At 71.5% G+C, this 21189-nt stretch carries 17 protein-coding genes and 2 riboswitches; of the genes, 6 read left to right on the top strand and 11 right to left on the bottom strand.

Annotation, left to right across the window (positions count from 1 at the left end; translation table 11 throughout):
* Positions 1-113 precede the first annotated feature (113 nt).
* The 6 genes from AC1DV7_RS15055 to AC1DV7_RS15030 form a co-directional block, all read right to left on the bottom strand.
* Complete coding sequence (locus AC1DV7_RS15055) at positions 114-1805, bottom strand: RNA polymerase sigma factor (RefSeq protein ID WP_477597955.1); 1692 nt, start codon at positions 1803-1805, stop codon at positions 114-116.
* Between the two features lie 210 nt (positions 1806-2015).
* Positions 2016-2417, bottom strand: a complete 402-nt coding sequence (locus AC1DV7_RS15050; protein WP_477597949.1) for a universal stress protein — start codon at positions 2415-2417, stop codon at positions 2016-2018.
* Between the two features lie 89 nt (positions 2418-2506).
* Positions 2507-3643, bottom strand: coding sequence for a homoserine O-acetyltransferase MetX (gene metX / locus AC1DV7_RS15045; RefSeq protein WP_477597948.1), 1137 nt, complete (start codon positions 3641-3643; stop codon positions 2507-2509).
* 16 nt (positions 3644-3659) lie between these two features.
* Positions 3660-3779: riboswitch (SAM riboswitch) on the bottom strand.
* An 86-nt stretch (positions 3780-3865) separates the two neighbouring features.
* Positions 3866-5020 (bottom strand): DUF4192 domain-containing protein, encoded by a 1155-nt coding sequence (locus AC1DV7_RS15040; RefSeq protein ID WP_477597947.1) that lies wholly within the window; start codon positions 5018-5020, stop codon positions 3866-3868.
* Positions 5021-5226: 206 nt separating this feature from the next.
* Positions 5227-5649: a YkvA family protein gene (locus AC1DV7_RS15035; protein WP_477597946.1), complete on the bottom strand. Its 423-nt coding sequence runs from the start codon at positions 5647-5649 to the stop codon at positions 5227-5229.
* Between the two features lie 140 nt (positions 5650-5789).
* Complete coding sequence (locus AC1DV7_RS15030) at positions 5790-6524, bottom strand: EcsC family protein (RefSeq protein ID WP_477597945.1); 735 nt, start codon at positions 6522-6524, stop codon at positions 5790-5792.
* 71 nt (positions 6525-6595) lie between these two features.
* Between AC1DV7_RS15030 and AC1DV7_RS15025 the strand changes: the two genes are divergently transcribed.
* The 4 genes from AC1DV7_RS15025 (at position 6596) to AC1DV7_RS15010 (ending at position 10648) form a co-directional block, all read left to right on the top strand.
* A complete protein-coding gene (locus tag AC1DV7_RS15025; RefSeq protein ID WP_477597944.1) occupies positions 6596-7489 on the top strand; it encodes a sulfurtransferase in 894 nt (297 codons plus the stop codon).
* Between the two features lies 1 nt (position 7490).
* Complete coding sequence (locus tag AC1DV7_RS15020) at positions 7491-7961, top strand: SufE family protein (RefSeq protein WP_477597943.1); 471 nt, start codon at positions 7491-7493, stop codon at positions 7959-7961.
* Positions 7962-7995: 34 nt separating this feature from the next.
* Complete coding sequence (locus AC1DV7_RS15015; protein ID WP_477597942.1) at positions 7996-9756, top strand: DNA polymerase; 1761 nt, start codon at positions 7996-7998, stop codon at positions 9754-9756.
* 91 nt (positions 9757-9847) lie between these two features.
* The gene (locus tag AC1DV7_RS15010; protein ID WP_477597941.1) at positions 9848-10648 is read left to right on the top strand and encodes a DUF1206 domain-containing protein; all 801 of its coding nucleotides are present in this window, start codon (positions 9848-9850) and stop codon (positions 10646-10648) included.
* Positions 10649-10798: 150 nt separating this feature from the next.
* On the opposite strand, the gene AC1DV7_RS15005 is transcribed toward AC1DV7_RS15010, so the two are convergent.
* Positions 10799-11725 carry a PAC2 family protein gene (locus AC1DV7_RS15005; RefSeq protein ID WP_477597940.1) on the bottom strand — a complete coding sequence of 309 codons (927 nt, stop codon included), beginning with the start codon at positions 11723-11725 and terminating at the stop codon, positions 10799-10801.
* Between the two features lie 240 nt (positions 11726-11965).
* Here AC1DV7_RS15005 and AC1DV7_RS15000 point away from each other — a divergent pair, with 240 nt between their 5' ends.
* Entirely contained in the window at positions 11966-12595 is a 630-nt protein-coding gene (locus AC1DV7_RS15000; RefSeq protein WP_477597939.1) for a TetR-like C-terminal domain-containing protein, read from the top strand.
* A 129-nt stretch (positions 12596-12724) separates the two neighbouring features.
* Positions 12725-14278 carry an MFS transporter gene (locus AC1DV7_RS14995; RefSeq protein ID WP_477597938.1) on the top strand — a complete coding sequence of 518 codons (1554 nt, stop codon included), beginning with the start codon at positions 12725-12727 and terminating at the stop codon, positions 14276-14278.
* A gap of 97 nt (positions 14279-14375) precedes the next feature.
* Here the strand turns inward: AC1DV7_RS14995 and hrpA are convergent, their stop codons facing one another.
* From hrpA to AC1DV7_RS14975, 4 genes are all read right to left on the bottom strand, one after another.
* Complete coding sequence (gene hrpA, locus AC1DV7_RS14990; RefSeq protein ID WP_477597937.1) at positions 14376-18233, bottom strand: ATP-dependent RNA helicase HrpA; 3858 nt, start codon at positions 18231-18233, stop codon at positions 14376-14378.
* Between the two features lie 131 nt (positions 18234-18364).
* The gene (locus AC1DV7_RS14985; protein WP_477597936.1) at positions 18365-18565 is read right to left on the bottom strand and encodes a hypothetical protein; all 201 of its coding nucleotides are present in this window, start codon (positions 18563-18565) and stop codon (positions 18365-18367) included.
* 72 nt (positions 18566-18637) lie between these two features.
* Positions 18638-19987, bottom strand: a complete 1350-nt coding sequence (locus AC1DV7_RS14980; RefSeq protein WP_477597935.1) for a bifunctional o-acetylhomoserine/o-acetylserine sulfhydrylase — start codon at positions 19985-19987, stop codon at positions 18638-18640.
* A gap of 34 nt (positions 19988-20021) precedes the next feature.
* Positions 20022-20147: riboswitch (SAM riboswitch) on the bottom strand.
* 88 nt (positions 20148-20235) lie between these two features.
* A partial coding sequence (locus AC1DV7_RS14975) for a hypothetical protein (RefSeq protein WP_477597934.1) occupies positions 20236-21189 on the bottom strand: 954 nt, incomplete at its 5' end.

The raw sequence follows: 21189 nt of genomic DNA, 5'->3' as shown, positions 1-21189 counted from the left end.
CCCGACGGTGCGGGACACGAAGGTGCCGCCCGCGCGCCGTGCGGACACGAGGAAGGGCCCCGAGAGGTCTCGGGGCCCTTCCTCGTGTCGCGTGCCGGTCGACCGGCCGTAGGTCAGTCGAGGTAGTCGCGCAGCACCTGGCTGCGCGAGGGGTGCCGCAGCTTGCTCATGGTCTTGGACTCGATCTGGCGGATCCGCTCGCGGGTCACGCCATAGACCTTGCCGATCTCGTCGAGCGTCTTGGGCTGTCCGTCGGTCAGGCCGAAGCGCATCGACACCACGCCGGCCTCGCGCTCGGAGAGCGTGTCGAGGACCGAGTGCAGCTGCTCCTGCAGCAGCGTGAAGCTCACCGCGTCGGCCGGCACCACGGCCTCGGAGTCCTCGATGAGGTCACCGAACTCGCTGTCACCGTCCTCGCCGAGCGGGGTGTGCAGGGAGATGGGCTCACGGCCGTACTTCTGGACCTCGACGACCTTCTCAGGGGTCATGTCGAGCTCCTTGGCGAGCTCCTCCGGGGTGGGCTCGCGCCCGAGGTCCTGCAGCATCTGGCGCTGGACGCGGGCCAGCTTGTTGATGACCTCGACCATGTGCACGGGGATGCGGATGGTGCGGGCCTGGTCCGCCATCGCGCGGGTGATCGCCTGACGGATCCACCACGTCGCATAGGTCGAGAACTTGTAGCCCTTGGTGTAGTCGAACTTCTCGACCGCACGGATGAGTCCGAGGTTGCCCTCCTGGATCAGGTCGAGGAACAGCATGCCGCGACCGGTGTAACGCTTGGCCAGGGAGACCACGAGACGCAGGTTGGCCTCGAGCAGGTGGTTCTTGGCCTTCTTGCCGTCCTGGGCGATCCACCAGAGCTCGCGCTTGAGCTTCATCTCGATCTTGTCGCCGGAGTTGAGCCGCTCCTCGGCGAACAGGCCCGCCTCGATGCGCTTGGCGAGCTCGACCTCCTGCTCGGCGTTGAGCAGGGCGACCTTGCCGATCTGCTTGAGGTAGTCCTTGACCGGGTCGGCGGTGGCGCCGGCGGTCACGACCTGCTGGACCGGGGCGTCCTCCTCGTCGTCGTCGCGCAGGACGAAGCCGGAGCCCTCGTCCTCGTCGTCGGACTTCTTGGCGTCGTCCTCGGAGTCCTCGGCCTCGACGTCGACCTCTTCGAGCTCGGACTCGACGACCTCGGTCGGCTCGGCGTCCTCTGCCTCGTCGTCGACGGCGTCGCCGGCCCCGGGCGCGTCAGCGGCGGTGGCCTTGCTCGTGGCGGCCTTCTTCGCGGCGGCCTTGGTGGCCTTGGGTGCGGAGGCGTCCGCATCGGCGGCGGCCGCGTTGGCTGCGGCCTTGGTGGTGGTCGCCTTCTTCGCGGCCGTCTTCGTGGCCGGGGCGGCGGCCTTGGTCGTGGTGGCCTTGGCGGCGCCGTCGGCCTTGGAAGCGGTGGTCTTGGACGCAGCTGCCTTGGCGGTGGGCTTGGCGGCCGTCGCCTTGGGGGTGGCCGTCTTGGTGGCAGTCTTCGCGGCGGCCTTCTTGGCGCTGGCGGTGGCGGTCTTGCGGGTGCTGGTGGCAGCCACCGCACGGGTCGCCGTGGCCGTGTCGAGGGTCACGTGGATGCCCTGCTCGTCGAGCGAGCGCAGCACGGCCTTCATCCGCTTGGGAGCGACCTGGGCACCCTCGAGCGCGGCCTTGAGCTGCGCACTGTCGACCGAGCCGTTGGTACGACCCTGCTTCATGAGCTTCTGGAGGGCGGGGTGGCTGAACTCGGTCGGGAGGGATGAGGCCGACGATCCTGCGGGGGTCGCAGCCTTCTTTGACACAGGCGACACGGACTACCTTTCGTCGCGGATTCGCGGCACGGCGCACACGATCGCGGGCATGGGGAACCTATGCCAGTTCAACGCGTGAGGGGGCGGAAGTATTCGCGAGGACGGTTGGCGTGGGGGCGCTTCCAGACCTCGTAGGAGACATTGTAAAACGAGAACCCGGCAATCCCCGCATCGAGCCGTGAATTCGAGCGGCGCGGTGGGTCAGCTGTCGGCCTTGACCGCCAGGACCGGGCAGGACGCGTCGAGCAGGATGCGCTGGGCGTTGCTGCCCAGGATCAGCTTGCCGACCGGCGTGCGACGGCGCAGCCCGATGACGATGAAGTCGGCCGACTCCTCCTCGGCCACGGCGATGAGGTCCTCGGCGGGCTCGTTGCCGCGCACCAGCTGGCGGACCTCGTGCTCGATGCCGACCTCGTCGAGCTCACCCTGGATGCGGTTGAGCTCGGTCTCGAACCGCTCCGCCTCGGCACCGTCGTAGTCGCGGCCCCCGCGCTGGGAGTTGATGACGATCAGCTTGGACTTGCGCAACAGCGACTCGTCCGCGGCGCGACGCAGAGCGGCGCGACCCTCTTTCGTCGGCACGTACCCCACAACGATGGCCACCTGAACCTCCTCGTTCGTCGACCTGACCCGAGCCTGCTCGGGTGTCCGCGACCTGTGCCGCGTGGTTGACGCTACCGGAAATCACCCCGTCAGGCAGGCGGGTGCAGCACTTGCTCGACGAGGCCAGCCACTTGGTCGACCTCGATGAGGAAACCGTCGTGGCCGTAGTCGGAGTGGACCGTGTGCAGCCGGGCACCGGGCACCGCGTCCACGATCTCGCGGGACAGCCGCGGCGGGTAGAGACGGTCGGAGTCGACCGCCACCACGACGAGGTCGCCCGTGACTCGGCGTAGTGCGGCCGGCACGCCTCCCCTGCCCCTGCCGACGTCGTGGGAGTTCATCGCCTCGGTGAGGACGATGTAGGAGTTGGCGTCGAAGCGCCCAGCCAGCTTGCCGGCGTGGTGGTCGAGGTAGGACTCGACGGCGTACCGTCCGCCGCCGCCCAGGGGGTCCTCCTCGCCCTGGGCGTGCCGCCCGAACCGCTCGTGGAGCTCGAGCTCGCTGCGGTAGGTCACGTGCGCGATGCGACGGGCGATGCCCAGCCCCGCGTCGGGTCCGGACTCGGCGTCGTAGTAGTCGCCCCCGTGGAAGTGGGGGTCGCCGCGCAGGGCGAGCAGCTGGGCCTGGCACCAGCCGATCTGCTCGGCAGTGGCGTATGCGGTGGACGCGAGGACCAGCGCGCACTCCACGCGCGCGGGGTGGGTCACGGCCCACTCGAGGGCGCGCATCCCGCCCATCGAGCCACCCAGGACCAGCCGCCACCGCGCGATGCCGAGGGCGTCGGCGAGCAGCGCCTCGGTCTGCACCTGGTCCCGCACCGTGATGAACGGGAACCGGCTCCCCCACGGCGTCCCGTCGGGCGCACTGGACGACGGGCCGGTGCTGCCTTGACAGCCCCCGAGGACGTTGGCGGCCACCACGAAGTACTGCTCGGTGTCGAGGGCACGCCCCGGCCCGATCAGGCCGTCCCACCACCCGGGCGTCGGGTGACCGGGGCCGGCCTCGCCCACGACGTGGCTGTCGCCGGTGAGGGCGTGCTCGACGAGGATCGCGTTGTCCGCGGCGGCGTTCAGCTCGCCCCACGTCTCGTACGCCAGCCGCACCCCCGGCAGCACCCCGCCACGCTCGAGCTCGACCGCGCCGAGATCGAGGAACTGCCGTCCCCCCACGGGGTCGTCATCACGCCACGCACCGCTGCTGGTCGGCGGACGAGAGGTGGTCGTCATCAGAAGGTCTCCTGAGGCATCGCGCTTGCCGCCTGGATCCATGCCGCCCAGACCGGCCGTGTCATCACCCGGGGCACCCCACCGCGAGGAGGGTTGCCGCCCAGCGAGCCGGGGCTTGTCGCTGGAACTCATGACCTCAGCCCATGATACGAGTCGAGGGCTGCCCGCGAGCCTGCGTCCGGCAACTGGACTGCCTGGACAGGAGTCCCCCGCGGCGCGAGCTCAGGCGGACCGAAGTGGCACCACCTCCTCGGGACCGTCGTCGCCTGCCGAGCTGTCGGTGGGGACGTCGTCCGGACGGATCCCCAGGTCGAGCATCCGCGCGAGGAGCCGGGCGAGCGTGTAGCCGGGACTCTGCTCGAGCGCGCGGTCGAGGGCGACCCGTGCGAGCGTGCCGTCGCCCCCGTGCAGGGCGACGTTCGCGAGGACGGTCAGCACCGGCGCGGCGTGCTCGTCGCCGACGGCCCGCGCGAGCCACGCCAGCCTCGGGACGAGGAAGGGCCGCGGGCCGCGATCGTCCGCAAACGCAGCGCGCACCTCGTCGACCAGCTCGCCGGGAAACGCCTCCAGCGCGAGGGACCCCGGACACCACCAGGCGATGAGGATGTCGCGCAGACTGCGGTCACGCAGGCTCACCACGAGGTCCGCCACCTGCTCCGGCGTCAGGAAGTCCTGCGTCGTCGTCGCCTCGGCCCGGTCCCCCACGACGGCCCAGAGCGAGAGGGCATGCCGCCGTCGGGCCATGCGGCTCTGGTCGACGTGCTCGGTCGCCCCCGACGGAGCCGGCGGCCCCAGGCCGAACGCCGCACCTGCATGGCGCACCTGCGTGCCGGATGCAGGCCCGCGGTCCAGCGCTGCGATCGCGGCATCAACGCGTTCGGACAGCGGTGGTGTGGCGGCCACGAGCTCGACCACGGACTCCCGACCGGGCAGCACGCCACGCCCCTGGGCGACGAGGTCCGCGACGGCGGACACCCGTGACGGGTCTGGCAGGGGCGCACCCTCGACGGGGCAGCACCCCGCATCGCAGTCGAGGCTGTAGTAGCGGCCGTCACGCACCAGCAGCGTGTCGACGACCGCGATCCCGTCGCGGGCCAGCGCCCAGCGCACCTCGTCGACCAGCGGCCCGGCAGCGTCGACCTGCGTCTCGTAGCCGATCAGGATGACCGCGGTGGCCCCGTGGCGGACCATCGGCTCGACGAGCAGGGCGGCGGCCTCGGCCGCATGGGCCGGAGGTGGCAGGTCGATGCGCTCCACCAGCCCGAGGCGGCGTGCCTTGAGCTCGACCACGACCATGCTGTCGCGAGGGTGGTAGCCCAGTTGGTAGGGCAGGGTTGCGAGCAGCTCAGCGGCGCTGCCGAGTCGAATCGTGTTCATGCACAACACGATCCGGGAGACCGTCACGCCACATCGAGGGCTCGTCGCCGATCTGTGGATGCGTGGCCAGCGCGCCGATGGCCCCTGTGGAAAGCGCTGGAACAAAAACGATCCCGTGCCCGGTGGGCACGGGATCGTCGAGCGGGCCTCACGGCTCCCTGCCGCCGCGTGGACTGAGGCGCGCAGGCGCCTCAGACGAGCGGGCGTCAGCCCACGACGTGGCCGGTCACCGTCTCCGCGTCCGCGGCACCGGCACCGGCACCGGCCCCCGGGGCAGCCTGCGCCGACGTGCGCTCCCAGCGCAGGAACGACTCGGTCTCGTTGATGACACTGGCGGCGATCCACGAGACGACCATCGCGTCGTCAGCGAGGCCGATCAGCGGGAGGAACGCCTCCGGCAGCACGTCCACGGGTGACACGACGTAGGCGACCGCGCCGAGGAGCAGCAGCAGGCGCCCCCTGGTCGTCCCGGCATACTCGCCGCGGAACGTCGCCCGGACCAGGCGCGGGAGGCTGGTGAGCCGCTCACCGAGTGCCGGGGAGCCCGGACGGGTGGCGGCGCGGATGGCGGTGGCGAGGGTGCGGAACGCACCCCACCGCGAGCCGTGGCGGGTGGCCTTGGTGGACATGTCGTGCTCCTTGCTCGTCTCGGGCACCGCGGGTGGGCCCGAACAGTGCTCCAACGACTGGTTCTGACGCAGCATTCCCGCGGGCGGTTCCAGCCAGCTCACCCGGGACGACCGTCGCCGCACCCGGGTACGACGCGCGGTCAGTACTTCATCGTGCGCGGGGGGAACTCGTGGCGGGCGTGGTCGGCGATCTTCTTGAGCAGGTAGCCGTCGAGCCCTGCGCCGATGACTCCACCGACGACCGGCACGCCCTTGCCGAACCGGGTCAGCGTCTTCCTGCCCGCGGTGGACAGCAGCCGGAAGCCCACAGCCTTGTTGACCACCATCATCGCCGGCCCGGGCAGCCGCTGGGCCGCGAGGTTGGCGAGGCGACCGGTCGAGGCGACCCCGGCCTTCTTGAGCAGGTCGTCGGCGTCGGCGCCCACGAGGGTGAGGAGGACCGCCGAGCGGATCTGGGGCTGCTTGATGTCGTAGCCGCGCAGCGACGCGATGGCGGCGACCATGCGGGTGGCGACGACGTAGAACTCGAGGACGTTGGCGGGCAGCGCGACCGGGAGCGTGATGAAGCCACCCAGCGCCGTCACGAAGCCGCCGGCCGCGGCCAGCTTGAGGTGACCGCGCACGACGGCGTCGATGGCCTCCTCGGCGTCAGGCTTCTCGGCGCGCTTGACGTCGGCGACCTTCTGGGCCGAGTCGAAGGGGCCCTTGCCGTCGATCCCGAGGTCGAGGAGGTTCTCGACCATGCCGGTCACGGCGCCCGAGAACATCCCGGAGTCCTCGCGGCCCTGCTGGGCCTGCTCGAGGGCGGACCGGGTCCCCTTGACCTGCTCGACTGCCTTGTCGGCGTCGTCCTTGCCCAATCCGAGGAAACCCACGAAACCCTCCTAAGTCGGTGTCCGGCCATCCTGCCACGAGGCCCGCTGACCAGCGGGATTAGCCTTGGGACATGACCGACTCCCCCGCCAGCGCCTTCGCCCAGTACGCCCACCCCGAGCGCCTCGTCACCACCGACTGGCTGGCCGCGAAGATCGACGCCGGCGAGGTCGGCGGTCCCGACGGCGTCGTCGTCCTGGAGTCCGATGAGGACGTCCTGCTCTACGACACCGGCCACATCCCCGGCGCGCTCAAGCTGGACTGGCACCAGGACCTCAACGACCCGGTGATGCGCGACTACGTCGACGCCGAGCAGTTCGCCGCGGTGATGTCCGCACGTGGGGTCGGCCGCGACACGACGGTCGTCGTCTACGGCGACAAGAACAACTGGTGGGCCGCCTACGCCCTGTGGGTGATGAGCCTGTTCGGCCACGAGGACGTCCGGCTGCTCGACGGTGGTCGCGCCAAGTGGCTCGCCGAGGGTCGCGAGGTCACCAAGGACCTGCCGGCGGTCGCGACCCTCACGGGCGACGCGGCATACCCGGTGGTGGAGCGGGACGACGCACCGATCCGCGCGTTCAAGGACGACGTCCTCGCCCACCTCGGCGGGCCGCTGGTCGACGTCCGCTCCCCCGGCGAGTACTCCGGTGAGCTGCTTCACATGCCCGACTACCCGCAGGAGGGCGCCATGCGCGGTGGCCACATCCCTGGCGCGAAGTCGGTGCCGTGGGCTCGGGCAGCCAACGAGGACGGCACGTTCAAGTCGCGTGAGGACCTCGAGGCGATCTACCTCCAGGAGCAGGGCCTGTCGCCGAGCGAGCCGACCATCGCCTACTGCCGCATCGGCGAGCGCTCGTCGCACACCTGGTTCGTCCTGACCCATCTGCTGGGGTTCGGCGAGGTGCGCAACTACGACGGCTCGTGGACCGAGTGGGGCAACGCCGTGCGCGTCCCCGTGGAGCGGTGACGTGACCGACACCGCCGCGGTGATGCCCGCGGGGCTCGAGGAGATCGCCACCGACTTCGCGGATCTCGCTGTGCCACAACGGCTGGAGCTACTCCTGGAGTTCAGTGAGGGCCTGCCCGACCTCCCCGAGCGGTATGCCGGTCGGCTGGGTGAGATGGAGCAGGTCCACGAGTGCCAGTCACCGTTGTTCCTCGCGGTCGAGGTGGGTGACGAGCCGGCCGACGAGCCTGGGCGCAGGCCCGTCCACCTGTTCTTCTCCGCCCCTCCGGAGGCCCCGACGACGCGTGGCTTCGCCGGGATCCTGCACGAGGGCCTCGACGGGCTGACCGTCGACGAGGTGCTCGCCGTCCCCGAGGACGCGCCCTACCGGTTCTCCCTCGGCGAGGCCGTCTCCCCCCTGCGGCTGCGCGGCATGGTGGGCATGCTCAGCCGGATCAAGCGCCAGACCGCCCTCAAGACCCGGGCCGGCTGACCTCGTCGCACCCTGGTGCGAGGATGTCCGCGCCATGCCACCCACCCTCGTCGCCTTCGTCGTCGCTCCCGACGGCCGTGCCGCGCTCGTGTCCCCTGAAGGGCGGCGGCCCGAGGTCGGGCCGCTGGCCGCCGTGGTGAGGCGGGCGGCCGAGCTCGAGTCCGCCGGGGACGTCCGGTGGGTGTGGTGGTCGGCGGGCAGCGACGCCCGGGCCCTCGCCCAGGCCGCCATCCCGGTGGCGCGCTGCTGGGACGTCGCCGAGGCGCACCGGCTCCTGGTCGGCGGCTGGGCGGCGAGCCCRCCGCTGGCGTGGGCCAGGGCCCACGGTCTCGACCCCGTCCGGTTGCCGGCCGTCGTGCGGGGCGATCTCTTCGACTTCTCGGCCTCCGACGACACGCCTGCCGGTGAGGTCGTCCGCGCCGACGGCTACCTGCGGCCCGACGCGGGGACCAGCGCCTGGCAGCCGACCGACGACGCCCTCCTCGCCTGGGGGCGGGCGGCGCTGGACGTCAGCCGGCGTCAGCAGGACCTGCTCGACGGGGTGGGTCCACGCAGTGTGGCCGCGGCCTACTCGGAGTCGGCGGCGGCGTTCCTCTGTGTGGAGCTCGAGCGCGACGGTCTGCCGCTGGACCGCCCGACGACCGAGCTGCTGATCGCCCAGGCCGCCGGGCCACGTCCCGGCAGCGAGGCCGAGGCCCGCGAGATCCGGGCGGAGCGCGACTCCCTCGTCCTCAAGCACGCACCGGGGCACGAACGCGCCGATCTGCGAAACCCGTTGCAGGTCAAGGAGATTCTCGCTTCCGTCGGGGTCGTCGTCCCCAACACCCGCAAGTGGGTGCTCGAGCCGTTCCGTGAGACGCACCCCCTGGTCGACGCACTGCTCGAGTGGCGCAAGGCCGAACGCATCGCCACGACCTACGGCTACGCCTGGCTCGACACCCACGTCGGGGCCGACGACCGGCTGCGCGGTGGGTGGACCGCCTGCGACGGCGCGGCCGGGCGGATGACCGCCCAGAACGGTCTGCACAACCTGCCGATCCCGCTGCGACCCGCGGTCGCCGCCCACCCGGGGCACGTGTTCGTGCGGGCCGACCTCGGGCAGATCGAGCCCCGGGTCCTCGCGGCGGTCTCCGGTGACACCGCGTTCGCCGCGGCCACCCGCGCCGACGACCTCTACGCCCCGGTGGCCGCCCGCCTCGGGGTCGAGCGCCCCGTCGCCAAGATCGCGGTGCTCGCCGCCATGTACGGCCAGCGCAGCGGGGCGGCCGGCGAGGCCCTCAAGGGCCTGGAACGCGCCTACCCCACCGCCATGGGCTACCTCGACGAGGCGTATGCCGCCGGGTTGCGGCGTGAGCCGTTGCGCACCTTCGGGGGGCGGCTGATCCCCCTCGACGCGGTGCTGACCCAGGCGCCGGCCGGCGAGCCTGCCGCCGAGGCCGGCGGGCAGGACGGTGTGGGCAGCCAGGACACCGCAGGGAGCTACGACGCGACGAGGAGCCATGACGCGGCGCGGGGCCGGTTCGCCCGCAACGCCGTCATCCAGGGGTCGGCCGCCGAGCTCTTCAAGGCCTGGGCCGCCACGGTCCGGGCGACGACGCGTGACCTCGGGGCCCAGATCGTGCTGTGCCTTCACGACGAGCTGCTCGTCCACGTCCCGCAGGAGCACGCCGAGCAGACCCGTGAGCGGCTCGTCCGGGCCCTCGACGACAGCGCCCGGCGGTGGACCGGCTCCGAGCAGGTGCGCTTCGTCGCGGACGCGTCGGTGATCCACCGGTGGTCGGAGGCCAAGGACTGAGTGCGCTGCCGGCGACGTCCTGCTGCGGCACGACGACTTCGCTCGCGCATCTGACGCCTGACCTGCGGCAATGCGTGGTTAGGTTGGACTCGTGGACTCCCAAGACATGAAGCAAGCCGCCTCCCGCGCCTCTGACAGCCCCATCCTCGAGGGCGCCGCCAGAGCCGGCTACGCCGTGAGCGGCCTGCTGCACCTGCTGATCGGGTGGATCACGGTGCAGGTGGCCTTCGGCAAGAGCGGCAAGAGCGCGGACCAGAGCGGGGCCCTCGGCGCCCTCGCCGACAACGGCCTGGGCAAGCTGCTGCTCTGGCTGGCCGTCGTCGGCTTCCTCGGGTTGGCGCTGTGGCAGCTCACGGATGCGGTCATCGGTCACCCCGGCGGCGACAAGGACGCGTGGGGCGGCCGGGCGAAGGCGGGCGGCAAGGCGATCGTCTACCTGGTGCTGGCCTGGTCGGCCTTCACCTTCGCCCGTGGCAAGTCGAGCAGCAGCAAGAGCCAGAGCCAGGACTTCACGGCCTCCCTGCTCGACAAGCCCGGGGGTCGGGTTCTCGTGGTACTCATCGGGGTCGGCGTGATCGCGGTCGGCGCCTACCACGTCCACAAGGGCTGGACCAAGAAGTTCCTGCGCGACCTCGAGGACCACCCGGGCACCTGGGCGACCCGAGCCGGACGGTTCGGCTACATCGCCAAGGGCGTGGCGCTGGCCATCGTCGGGTTCCTGTTCTGCGCGGCGGGATTCCACAAGCAGGCCAAGGAGGCCACCGGTCTCGACGGTGCCCTCAAGTCCCTGCGTGACGAGCCGTTCGGCACCGGGCTGCTCGTGGTCATGGCGCTCGGCTTCGTGTCCTTCGGCCTCTACAGCTTCGCCAGGGCGCGGCACGCCAAGGTGTGAGAGCGTCACATCACGATGTGACGCACGGCGACACCCGGCTCCAAGCCCACCGGGCAGACCAGACCAGACCCCCCGCAGAGAGCGAGGCCCCCGGCAGCAGCCGGGGGCCTCGTGTCGTCTCGCCTCGAGGGTGGGTCGCGACGTCGGAGGTCAGCCCGCGGACCCGGCCTCGTCGTCGTTGACCGAGCGCAGGAACTGCTCGAACTCGGCGCCGATCTCGTCGGCAGAGGGCAGTTCGCTGACGTCGGTCGCGAGCAGGCTCGGCTTCTGGCGCCCCTCGATGAAGGTGTCGTACTGGCGCTCCAGCGCCGCGATGACCTGACCCACCTCGTCCGAGCCCTCGATCTCGCGAGCGATCTCGGCGCGGTTGAGCCCGGCCTGCGCGATGAGGTCGTCGATCGGCAGGTTGAGCCCCGTCGCGCCGGTGATCGCGTTGAGCGCCGTGACCGCGCCGTCGGCGAACTCTGCCTGGGCCAGGTAGTGCGGCACGTGCACCGCGAAGCCGATGGCGTCGCGTCCGGACTCACCCAGCCGCAGCTCGATGAGGGACGACAGGCTGCCGGGGACCTCGACGCGGCCGAAGGGGTTGTCCTGCACGGGGATCAGGCGCGGGTCGGTGGCGTGCGCCGTCATGCCGATGGGACGCGTGTGCGGCACGGCCATGGGGATCCCGTGGGCGCTGACGACCAGGTCGATGCCGAGCAGGGTCACGAGCTCGCGCACGGCCTCGGTCATGCGCTCCCACTGGAAGTCGGGCTCGGGACCGGTCAACAGGAAGTACGGCGTGCCGTCACGGTCGACGAGCCGGTGCAGGCCCAGGAAGGGGTCGTCGTAGCTGAGCCAGCGGTTGGTGTCGAAGACCATGGCCGGACGACGGCTGCGGTAGTCGATCAGCTGGTCGGCGTCGAAGGACGCGACCACCGTCGACTCCCCCGACGCCAGCAGGTGGTCGGTCAGGAGCCGCTGGGTGTGCCCGGCGTCCATGAACCCGCCCAGCGCGACGAGCATGACCGAGGCCCGCAGCTCCTGCGGGTCGGTGTCGGTCTCGAGGTGGTAGAGCTCGGAGGGGTTCTGCACGGTGTCTCCACGGATTCGTCTGGTGTTCCCGGGGTGGTTCTCGGGGTTCGCCCTGTGCAACGCACGAGCCTGCCACGGGATTCCGCGCTGCGCCTCCACCCCGCGCCATACCAAGCCGCACCCACCCGGCCCTGAGCCGTGGTGACCTGCGTCACATCATCGGGGTTTGCGGAATGGGCCGAGGGGGCCTACGGTTTGATGAAACGAAACAGTTTCGTTCCATCCATTCGAAGGACCATCGTGACGCCGCTCGCCAGCACCACCACCGCGCAGGAACCGGCCCGCAGCCGACCCCGCGTGGAGGGTGAGCGTGAGCTCGAGATCCTCGAGGCGGCCCTGGAGACGCTCGTCGAGATGGGCTACGACAAGCTCACCTTCGACGCGGTGGCGAGCGCCGCCAAGGCGTCCAAGGCGACGCTCTACCGACGCTGGCCCGGCAAGGTCGACCTCGTGGTCGACGCGCTCCAGCTGATGATCGGGGTCGAGGCGGACCGCTACCCCGACACCGGCAGCCTGCGCGGAGACCTCATCGCCCAGGCCTGCGCCAAGGGCGGGCTCGGCGAGGAGCGCCCCATCCAGGTGTTCGCCGCCCTGCTCGGGTCCCTGCACCGCGACGCCGAGCTGCACGAGGCCATCATGACCCGGCTCATCGGGCCCAAGATGGCCGTCACGCTCGAGACCTTCCGCGCCGCCCAGCGACGCGGAGATATCGGCAAGGACGCCGACCTCGAGATGCTGGCACGACTGCTGCCGGCGATCTCCATCCACGAGGCCATGCTGACGGGTGCGCACCCGACGCAGGAGCGCCTCATCGCCCTGGTGGACAACGTCGTCCTCCCCGCGTGCGCCGCGTCGTTGCAGCGCACCTGACCGACCCACCAGCACCGCACCCAGCTCCACGTCACCGCTGCGTCACCACTGCGTCACCACTGCGTCACCCCACTGCGTCACCACCCCCATGACCGCCGTCACGGCACCCATCACACCCAAGGACCAACCATGTCTTCGACTGTCGTCGTCGAGCCCGTCTCGACACCGGAACCCCAGGCCGCCCCGAGCGGCAAGGGCCGTCACCTGGGCATCGCGCTCACCGTGATCACGGCCGCGCAGCTCATGGTCGTGCTCGACGGCACGATCGTGAACATCGCGATGCCGCACATCATGACCGACCTGGGTTTCACCCAGGAGAACCTCTCGTGGGTCGTCACGGCCTACACCCTCGCCTTCGGTGGCCTGCTGCTGCTGGGCGGCCGCCTCGGTGACCTGTTCGGCCGCCGCAAGGTGTTCATGACGGGCGTGCTCGTCTTCGCCGCCGCCTCGCTCCTCGGTGGCCTGGCCCAGACCGAGGGCATGCTGCTGGGCGCCCGCGCCCTGCAGGGCATCGGTGCCGCCCTCGCCTCCCCCACCGCGCTCGCGCTGATCACCACGACCTTCCCCGCCGGCCCGTCGCGCAACCGCGCCATGGGTGTGTATGCCGCGATGTCCGGTGCGGGCGCGGCCGTCGGCCTCATCCTCGGTGGGGCGCTCACCGAGATCGACTGGCGCTGGACGATGTTCATCAACGTGCCGATCGGCGTGCTCGTCGCCTTCCTCGCACCGCGGTTCCTGTCCGAGTCCGAGCCCGGCAAGGGCAGGATCGACGTCCCCGGCGCCATCCTCGGCACCGGCGGCCTGGTGTCCCTCGTCTACGGCCTCACCAACGCCGCCAGCGACTCCTGGACCTCGGCCACCACCCTCACCACCCTGATCGCCGGTGTCGCGATGCTGGTCGCCTTCGTCGTCGTGGAGATGCGTTCCACCCACGCCCTCATGCCGATCCGCATCCTGGCCGACCGCACCCGCGGCACGTCCTTCGCCGTGATGCTCATCGTCGGCGCCGCGATGTTCGCGATGTTCTACTTCCTCGGTCTCTACATCCAGCAGGTGCTGGGCTACTCGCCGCTGAAGTCCGGCTTCGCGTTCCTGCCGTTCTCGTTCGGCATCGTCGTGGCGGCCCAGATCGCCTCCACCCTGATGACCCGCGTGGACCCGCGCTGGATCGCCGGTGTGGGCACCCTGCTCGCCGCGACGGGCATGTTCGGCTTCGCCCAGCTCGACGTCGACAGCTCCTACGCCACGGGCCTCCTGCCCTGGATCACCGTCCTCGCGGTCGGCATGGGCCTGACCTTCGTGCCGATGACCCTCACGGCCACGGCCGGTGTCGCCTCGGAGGACTCCGGTGTCGCCTCTGCGGTCCTCAACACCATGCAGCAGGTCGGTGGAGCACTGGGACTGGCCACGCTGAGCACGGTGTTCGCGAACGGCGCCAAGGACCGCGGCGCCGAGCTCGGTGCAGCCCTGCAGACAAAGGCCGCGTCCGGTGCCCTGTCCCCGGAGCAGATCCAGGCCGCCCAGCACCAGATCGCGCTCCAGGCGCAGACGTTCGGCTCCAGCCACGCCTACCTGGTCGCCGGCGTCATGATCCTCGTCGGCTCGCTCATCACGTTCGGTTTCCTCAACGTCAAGCACGAGTCGCTGTCGTCCGAGGGCCACGAGAACGTGCACCTGGCCTGACACGGGCAGCTCCTGCGAAGGCCCCGACCACCCTGGTGGTCGGGGCCTTCGTCCGTCCGATGCGCCGGCGCCCGCCGTCCGTGGGGTGGCCGGTTGGTCAGTCCAGCGCTGCGATGGCAGCGCGAATCCTCTTCTCCGACACGGGGTATGCAGTGCCGATGCCGTTCGCGAACAGGCTCACCCGGAGCTCCTCGACCATCCAGCCCACCGCGCGTACCGGTGCCGAGCGGCGCTCGACGCGCGGCAGGGAGTCGAGCAGGTCGGCATACGCGATCTCGACCCGGTCGACGACCTCCTGGCTCGTGGCGTCACGGGCCAGGCTCGCGGGTGACGACGACGCCTTGTCGAGGCGCTGGAGCATGGCCCGCAGGTAGCGCCGCAGGTGGGGCAGGTGCGCGACGCCCGTGTCGGCCACGAAGCCCGGGTAGACGAGGCTGTCGAGCTGCGCCCGGACGTCGGCCACCAGGGCGCCGGTCGCCGGGGCCGCGAGTCGGTCGAGGGCGGCGCGCACGTCGCGGGCCGTGGTCAGCACGGGCTCGACCTCGGCCACGACGGTCAGCACCCGGGTCGCCACGTGGGTCCGGACCGCAGCCAGGACCTCGGCGAACGAGTCCTCGTCGCGGACGCTCCCGGCCCGCTCCGAGACGATGTCGTCGACGGCCGCGGCGAGGCAGTCCTCGAGGAGCGCTGGGACGGACCCGTGCGGGTTGTCGGCGAGCGCGAGCTTCTGGGCGTTGCTGAGGCGGGCGAGGACGCGCTTCCAGGGCGCGCTCGTGTTGATCAGCAGCAGCCGCCGGACCCCCAGCAGTGTCGACGCCTCGGCCTCGCGCCGCCCGGTCATGACCACGAGGTCGACCGCCTTCCCCCGGTCCACCAGCGCGGGGTAGCCCTGCACGGTCTGGCCCCCTGAGGCCGACTCGAAGGTCGCGGGCAGCTGACCGAAGTCCCACTGCGTCAGGTCCCTGCGCTCGATGGCGGCACCGGCGCGTGACATCCGCTGCTGCACCTGCCCGGCCAGCTGCTCCTTGAGCGTGGCGAGGTCCTTGCCTGCGCCCACGACCCGGCCTGCGCCGTCCTCCACGGAGAAGGTCACCCGCAGGTGGTCAGGGACCCGCTCGGGCGCGAACTGCTCGGGTGGGACGGTGATCCCGGTCCGGGCGTGCAGCACACGGGCCAGCTCGTCGGCGAGCCGGCGGCCTCCGCCCGGTTGGGCCTGCGCGAGGGCGAGGGCCGCGTGGTCGGGGGCCGGGACGAAGTGCACGCGCGTGGCCTTGGGCAGGGACCGCAGCAGGGCGGTGGCCAGCTCCTCCCGCAGCCCGGGCACCTGCCAGTCGAAACCCTCGTCCTGCACCTGGTTGAGGACCTGGACCGGGATGTGGACCGTGACACCGTCGGCGGCCGACCCCGGCTCGAACTGGTAGGTGACGGCGAGGTCGAGCCCGCCCTGCTGCCACGTGCGCGGGTAGTCCTGGGCGGATACGGCGTCGGCGGTGTCGCGGGTGAGCAGCTCCTCGGTGAACGTGAGCAGCTGCGGGGTCTCGCGCCGGGCTCCCTTCCACCAGCGGTCGAAGTGCCGCTGGGACACGACGTCAGCGGGGAGCCGGGCGTCGTAGAAGGTGACGAGGTCCTCGTCATCGACGAGGATGTCGCGGCGCCGGGCGCGCTCCTCCAGCTCCGAGAGTCGTCTCAGCAGAGCCTGGTTCGCCCGCCAGAACTCGTGGTGCGTGTCCCAGTCCCCCTCGACCAGGGCGTGCCTGATGAACAGGTCCCGGGACTCCTCGGGGTTGATCCGGGAGTACTGCACGGTGCGCGCCGCCACCAGTGGCACGCCGTAGAGCATCACCCGTTCGGTCGCGACCACCGCCCCCTGCTTGCGGGACCAGCGTGGCTCGGAGTACGACCGCTTGACCCGGTGCCCGGCCAGGCGCTCGGCCCAGACCGGGTCGATCCGGGCGTTGGTCCTGGCCCACAGCCGGGTGGTCTCGACGAGCTCCGCCGACATCACCCAGGTGGGCTGGTGGCGGAACAGCGTCGACCCCGGCGAGATGCCGAACCGGGCACCTCGCGCCCCCAGGTAGTCGCGCTTGGCCTCGTCACGCAGTCCGATGTGCGACAGCAGTCCCGACAGGATCGCCTGGTGCACGATGTCGGCGTCGGGCGCCTCACCGGGCGCGGCCGTCGCCTGGCGAGGGTCGATGCCGAGGTCCTGGCATGCCTTGCGCAGCTGGCTGTGCAGGTCCTGCCACTCACGTACGCGCAGGTAGTGGAGGAACTCGCTGCGGCACATCCGTCGAAAAGCGCTGTGCGACAACGCCTTCTGCTGCTCCTTGAGGTAGCCCCAGAGGTTCAGTAGCGAGATGAAGTCGGAGCGCTCGTCCTTGAAGCGGGCATGCGACTGGTCGGCCTGGGTCTGCCTGTCCGCGGGTCGCTCACGGGGGTCCTGCATCGACAGGGCGGCGACGATGACGAGCACCTCACGCGTGCAGCCGAGCTTGCCGGCCTCGATGAGCATCCGGCCCAGGCGCGGGTCCACGTGGAGCCGGGCGAGCGTGGTGCCGTATGCCGTGAGCCGGCGTCCTCCGCGACGGGCCCCTCTCGGCCGGGAGCCTTCGCCAGTGGGCCGGCTCGTGACCGCGGCGTCCGGGACGCGGCCCGGCACCTCGGGGTCGGGACTCCCGGGTTCCTGCGTGTCGAAGGCGCCGAGCTCCTCGAGCAGGCGTACGCCGTCGGCGACCTGGCGTGGGTCCGGCGCGTCGACGAAGGGGAACGCGGCGACGTCACCGAGGCCGAGCGAGGTCATCTGGAGGATGACCGAGGCGAGGCTGGTGCGCTGGATCTCGGGTTCGGTGAACTCGGGTCGGGCGTCGTAGTCCTCCTGCGAGTACAGCCGGATCGCGATGCCGTCGGCGAGGCGGCCACAGCGACCCGCTCGCTGGTTGGCACTGGCCTGCGAGATCGGCTCGATCGGCAGCCGCTGCACCTTGGTGCGCTGGGAGTAGCGGGAGATGCGTGCCGTCCCGGCGTCGACGACGTAGCGGATGCCGGGGACGGTGAGCGAGGTCTCGGCGACGTTGGTGGCCAACACGATCCGCCGGCCCGTGGCCCTCCCGAACACCCGGTGCTGCTCCGCGGCGGACAGCCGTGCATACAGCGGCAGCACCTCGGTCTGCGGCAGCCCGAGTCCCTGCAGCGCGTCGGCGGTGTCCCGGATCTCGCGCTCGCCCGACAGGAAGACCAGGATGTCGTGGCCCGTCCCGTCGGCGGGACGCTCGGTCCAGAGCTCCTCGACGGCCTCGACCACACCGGTCACCTGGTCGCGCTCCTCGTCGCTCGGACGGTCGGGGTCGACGAGTGGTCGGTAGCGCACCTCGACGGGATAGGTGCGGCCGGACACCTCGATGATCGGCGCCGGCTCCCCCGTCCGGACGTCGGCGAAGTGCTGGGCGAACCGCTCCGGGTCGATCGTGGCCGAGGTGATGACGACCTTGAGGTCGGGTCGGCGCGGGAGCAGCTGCTTGAGGTAGCCGAGGATGAAGTCGATGTTGAGCGACCGCTCGTGCGCCTCGTCGATGATGATCGTGTCGTACTTGCGCAGCATCCGGTCCCGCTGCATCTCCCCGAGCAGGATGCCGTCGGTCATCACCTTGACGAGGGTGTTGTCGCTGCTCTGGTCGGTGAACCTGACCTGGTAGCCGATCGCCCCGCCCAGCTCGACCCCGAGCTCCTCGGCGATCCGCTCCGCGACCGACCGGGCCGCGATCCGGCGCGGCTGGGTGTGCCCGACCAGGCCCGTCCGACCCCGCCCCACCTCGAGGCAGATCTTGGGCAGCTGGGTCGTCTTGCCCGACCCCGTCTCGCCCGCCACGATCACGACCTGGTGGTCGCGGATCGCCGCGGCGATGTCGTCCTTGCGGGCGACGACGGGCAGGTCCTCCGGGTAGGTCAGCTCCGGCACAGGTGGCGGGACCCGCACGGGGCGCGGCGCGCGCCGTCGCGACGACCGCCGGGGTGGCCGCCGAGACTGGGACTGCTGCTCGGAGGACACGGCGAAATCATACGGGTGGGACGAATCCGGCCCGAGGCTCCTCAGCGCACCAACGACGTCAGGTGACGCGGTTGCGGGAGCTGGTCAGGCGACAGGATCCTCCCGTCACCCGTCAGGAGCACGGCGAGCACGACGAGCAGCACGACGACGACCGCCACCGTCGCGAGCCACGACAGCCGTGCCCGAGCGTGGAGCGCGTGCAGGTGCAGGTGGACCGTCAACGGCGACGGGTGGGCTGCCATGTCCCCATTGTGCTCCCGCACCCACCCGGAGGCACCTGCGTCCGACGTACGCCGTCGGACGCAGGTGCGCGGTCAGGCTCCCTTGGCCGCGATGAAGCCCTGGTCGAGGTCGGCGAGGATGTCGTCGATGTGCTCGATGCCGACGGCCAGCCGGACCAGCCCCGGGGTGACCCCCGCGGCGAGCCGGTCGGCGTCAGGGCCCTGCGAGTGGGTCGTCGACGCGGGGTGGATTGCCAGCGAGCGCACGTCCCCGATGTTGGCCACGTGGCTGTGCAGGGTCAGCGCCTCGACGAACCGGCGCCCCGCCTCGACGCCACCCTTGATCTCGAACGCGAGCACTGCGCCCGCCCCTGCGGGTGCGTACTTCTTGGCCTTCTCGTAGGACTCGTGGTCGGGCAGCGACGCCCACACCACCGTCTCGACCTGGTCGCTGGCCTGGAGGTAGTCGGCCACCCGGTAGGTGTTGGCCAGGTGTCGCTCGATGCGCAGGCTCAGCGTCTCGATCCCCTGGGCGACGAGGAACGCGTTGAACGGCGAGATCGCCGGACCCAGGTCACGCAACAGCTGCACCCGCGCCTTGAGGATGTACGCGAGGTTGGCCCCGAGGGGGCTGCCGACGCCGAGGTCGCGGGCGAAGACGAGGCCGTGGTAGCTCTCCTCCGGGGTGTTGAAGTTGGGGAACCGCTCGGGATCTGCGGCGTAGTCGAAGGTGCCGCCGTCGACGATGACCCCGGCGATCGAGGTGCCGTGACCGCCGAGGTACTTGGTCGCCGAGTGCACGACGACGTCGGCGCCCCACTCCAGCGGCCGGATGAGGAACGGCGTCGCGATGGTGTTGTCGACGATGAGCGGCACGCCGGCCTCGTGCGCGACAGCGGCCACCCCCTCGATGTCGAGCACCTCGGACTTGGGGTTCGCGATCGTCTCGCCGAAGAACAGCTTGGTGTTCGGGCGCACGGCAGCCCGCCACGACTCCAGGTCGTTGGGGTCCTCGACGAAGGTCACCTCGATGCCGAACTTCGGCAGCGTGTGCTTCAACAGGTTGAACGTCCCGCCGTAGAGGCTCGGGCTGGCGACGAGGTGGTCGCCGGCCTCGGCGACGTTGAGGATCGCCAAGGTCTCGGCTGCCTGCCCCGAGGCCACCAGCAGGGCGGCGACGCCACCCTCGAGCGAGGCCACTCGCTGCTCCACCGCGTCCTGCGTGGGGTTCATGATGCGGGTGTAGATGTTGCCGAACTCCTTGAGGGCAAAGAGGTTTGCGGCGTGCTCGGTGTCCTTGAAGACGTACGAGGTGGTCTGGTAGATGGGGAGCGCCCGGGCGCCGGTGGCGGCGTCGGGCTCCTGCCCCACGTGGATCTGCCGGGTCTCGAAGGACCAGTTCGGTGTGCTCATGACGACCTTCCGTGTGCGATCTGACGACACGGCGGGCGCCGCATCGCTGCGGGTCCCGAGACGGTCTCCGCGCTTGCGACCGGTCCCGCGGCTGCGGGACGGCGATCGCCTGGTCCTCACCCGGGGCACCCCACCGCGGTAGGGGGGTTGCCGGCCAGCGAGCCGGGGCTTGTCGCTGGCGCTCATGACCTGTCTGCAGCGTACGTCGCGGCCGTGACCACACGGCATACCCATCTCTCATCGCGGACGTGACGGTGGGGCCAGCCCGGCCCGGGGGGTCAGCGGCCGTCGCGCCGGGCTTCGGACTCGCGGGCGTCGGAGGTCCGGTCGGCGGCCCAGCCGCCCTGCGCCACAGCGGAACCCGTGACATGCATGGCCTGCGACACCGGCCCGGCGCTCGTGGCCCTCGCCCAGTCGTCGAGCCACCTGGAGCGCGCGTATGCCGTGGCGTGCGCCACTGCCACGTCGCGCCCGTGGCTGCGCAGCCAGTCCGCCCTGGCCCGACCGGTGGCTGGCACAGGGACCGCGCCGGCGACGGTGGGAGCCCGGCCCGACCTCGCCGCAGCGGTGCCGCCCGAGCCGACAGCATCGGCCCAGCCCTCGCGCAGGCCCTCCTGGAGGCGCTCGCGCCAGGCCGGAGGCGGGTTGACGCCGGCATGGACCAGGGCGCCTCGCCAGGCGGACGACGGCGTGTGGCGGTCGCCGACCCGCACGACCGACGCCGCGCCGCCCGGCACGACCGACCCCGCCGAGGCGGTGGCCCGAAGTCCCGTCGCGACCGGGCCCGCGACGGCTGCCGCGCCGTGGAGCGCGATGGTGGACCAGTCGCCGTCGCCGTAGGCGGACCGCAGCGTCACGTCGGAGCCGAGCTGCACCCCCGCCGCGACGAGCGAGACCGGGCCGGCAGCAGGTCGAAGCGGCGGGACCAGCTCGAGGGCACCTGACACGTCGCCCGTGGCGCCGGCCAGGCGGTTGGCCGTCGTGAGGGCGTCGTAGAGCGCGCCGTCGGCCAGCCCGTCGTCAAGGAGTCGCCCGAGGACGACCGCGGCGCGGTGGTCGGCCGCGCGCCAGCGGTCCAGCGCCCTGGCGTGCTCGGCCTCGGCACCGGCCACCCGCTGACCCTGCTCCAGCATGAGCCGGCGCAGGCCGACGGCCTCGGCCCGCCGGGACTCGTCGGCCGACTGCTCGGCGAGCGACGTCGCCTGGGCCAACGCCACGAGCCGGGGGTGGGC

The organism is Pedococcus sp. P2_E4 (assembly GCF_056403935.1).
This window is presented reverse-complemented; position numbering and strand designations above follow the sequence as displayed.

What these genes read in the sequence shown, in the direction of transcription:
- metX (WP_477597948.1), bottom strand. Translation starts at nt 3,643, where the DNA reads ATGACGACCACCTCTCGTCCGCCGACCAGCAGCGGTGCGTGGCGTGAT.
- AC1DV7_RS15040 (WP_477597947.1), bottom strand. Translation starts at nt 5,020, where the DNA reads ATGAACACGATTCGACTCGGCAGCGCCGCTGAGCTGCTCGCAACCCTG.
- AC1DV7_RS15035 (WP_477597946.1), bottom strand. Translation starts at nt 5,649, where the DNA reads ATGTCCACCAAGGCCACCCGCCACGGCTCGCGGTGGGGTGCGTTCCGC.
- AC1DV7_RS15025 (WP_477597944.1), top strand. Translation starts at nt 6,596, where the DNA reads ATGACCGACTCCCCCGCCAGCGCCTTCGCCCAGTACGCCCACCCCGAG.
- AC1DV7_RS14995 (WP_477597938.1), top strand. Translation starts at nt 12,725, where the DNA reads ATGTCTTCGACTGTCGTCGTCGAGCCCGTCTCGACACCGGAACCCCAG.
- AC1DV7_RS14985 (WP_477597936.1), bottom strand. Translation starts at nt 18,565, where the DNA reads ATGGCAGCCCACCCGTCGCCGTTGACGGTCCACCTGCACCTGCACGCG.